We start from the raw sequence: 2,014 nt of genomic DNA on the forward strand, positions 1-2,014 counted from the left end.
CCACCCACCCGCACCCCGTGGAACTCGCTCAACTCCCGCCTGGACGCTCCAGCAGACCTCCAGATCACCGTGTTCGAAGAACTCCCAACCACCGAAGGCCCGCCCGCCACCGGCTGAGGCCGCGTCCGAGGCAAGGGCCTTCGTACCAGCCTGATCAGGCGAGAACGGAAACGTCGTGCCCGGAGACGGCGGCCGTTCCACGCAGTTTCCGGCCGCTGGAGCCCGCAGAGTGGATTCACGCCTTCAACGGGATAGCGCGGCGGCTGCCGGGAGCGCATCAGAGGGCGGTCGGTCTGATTGCTTTGGAGACAGCGAACGAGCCCAGGCCGTGCTCGGCGTGCGGTGTGCGGCGGGTCGTCCAGGCCACTTGGACGGGACGACTCGCCGCTGTTCGAGGGGTCGGATCTGGCAGGTGGTTGATGCCGGATGGTCAGCGCGTGGTGGCGGCGGACTGGACGGCCGTCCGCAGGGCCGCACGCGTCACCATGAGGACGGGCCCGTCCGGGTCCTTGCTGTCCCGCACCGCCACCACACCGGCCACGTCCGCCACTTCGACGCACTCACCACCGTTGGGTCCGCTGTGTGTGCTCTTGCGCCACTTAATGTTTCTCAGGTCCATCTCTCCTCGATGACCTTCCGAATCAGCTCACGTGACATCGCTTGCGTGAGCGCCCGTGAACGGAGCTCGACCAAGGTCCGTGCCAGTGTGGACAGTTCTGCCGGGTTGTCCGTGGTGATGCCGCGAATCGCCGTCTCGATGTACGCGACTTCGGTCCGATCCTCCATCGTCGCGACCACAAAGTCGCCCAAGACGCCCTCATGCTCACCACTTGACAACACTACTTGAATCGTGACGTTGGGCAACAAGCTCATCTCCAGGAGGTGTTCAAGCTGTTCCCGCATCGTCTCGCTGGTCCCCACGGGCTTGCGGAGCACATCCTCGTCGAGCAGTAACACGACGGTCAGTGGGATCGAGTCGTTTTCCCTGGTGAGGATGGTCTGACGGCTGATGCGAGCGTCTGCGGCCTCCTGGTTGCCGCCCAGCAATGCCAGAGCGTAGGCGGGGGTCTGGGCCAATCCGGGAATCACCGAGTGCTGCCAGCAGACCAGCATGGTTGCGTCGGCTTCTACCTGCGGCCAGTCGAACCATATCGGTACTGGATGCCCGTCCTTGTTCAGGTCCTCCCACAGGCTGATAAGCGAGCCGCCTGCCTCCAGAAAGTCATCCACGGCCACCACGAACGAACGTGTGGCGCGCTTCTTCCCGCCTTCGATGCGGCTGACCTGGGGACCGCTCACCTTCGTTATATGGGCGATGGTCTCTTGCTTGGCTCCCTTGGCCTCACGCATCCGACGCATCTGGCGTCCGAAAGCGACGAGGGCGGGCGACTCACGGGGACGTTGTCGTCGCGGGGGCATAACGTTTGCCTTTCGGTGGTATCTGTCGAGCTGGGGAGCTCACCTACCGCTGTCTGCCACCTGTTGGGGGTAGACACATCGTAGCCCGAAAGTAGCTCACTGTGTGTTTTGCGACACACATAGTAAGGAGCTGGTCATGGGCGAGGCGGTGCAGAGCGAGATGGTCGTCAAACGAGACCTGCGGGCGGTGGCGGAGGTGCGCACCTTCGTCCGGCTGGTAACTGGGGGCTGGCACGTGGACGACTTCGTCCCATGCCTGATCGCGAGCGAGCTGGTCACCAACGCTCTCCGGTACGCGACGACGGCCGACGACGAGGTGATCTTCCGCATCGGCCGCACCGACCAGGGCGTGGTGTGGGTGGAGGTCCAGGACTCCACATGCGTCATGCCACGCATCATCAGCGCGGACGTCAACGGCGAGTCGGGCCGCGGCCTGTTCGTCGTGGAGCAGTACACCCGATGCTGGGGGACCCGCCCGCTGGCCGGGAACGTCGGCAAGGTCGTCTTCGCCGTCCTCAACTCGTGAAGACCACGCGGAGGGGCGGCCGGAGGGGACCGCCCCTCCGCGTCCTCACACCCGCCCCAACACCCACGC

The 2,014-nt window shown here is 65.0% G+C and carries 3 protein-coding genes; 1 reads left to right on the forward strand and 2 read right to left on the reverse strand.

Annotated elements, in window-relative coordinates:
- Positions 1-430: 430 nt before the first annotated feature.
- Positions 431-619, reverse strand: a complete 189-nt coding sequence (locus ETD83_RS41505) for a DUF397 domain-containing protein (protein ID WP_138650714.1) — start codon at positions 617-619, stop codon at positions 431-433.
- A complete protein-coding gene (locus ETD83_RS41510; RefSeq protein WP_138650715.1) occupies positions 610-1,419 on the reverse strand; it encodes a helix-turn-helix domain-containing protein in 810 nt (269 codons plus the stop codon). The genes ETD83_RS41505 and ETD83_RS41510 overlap by 10 nt, the downstream gene beginning before the upstream one ends.
- 136 nt (positions 1,420-1,555) lie before the next feature.
- Between ETD83_RS41510 and ETD83_RS41515 the strand changes: the two genes are divergently transcribed.
- Positions 1,556-1,945, forward strand: coding sequence for an ATP-binding protein (locus ETD83_RS41515; RefSeq protein ID WP_138650716.1), 390 nt, complete (start codon positions 1,556-1,558; stop codon positions 1,943-1,945).
- Positions 1,946-2,014: the final 69 nt, after the last annotated feature.

The sequence above is a fragment of the Actinomadura soli genome, assembly GCF_005889715.1.
GTDB lineage: Bacteria > Actinomycetota > Actinomycetes > Streptosporangiales > Streptosporangiaceae > Spirillospora > Spirillospora soli.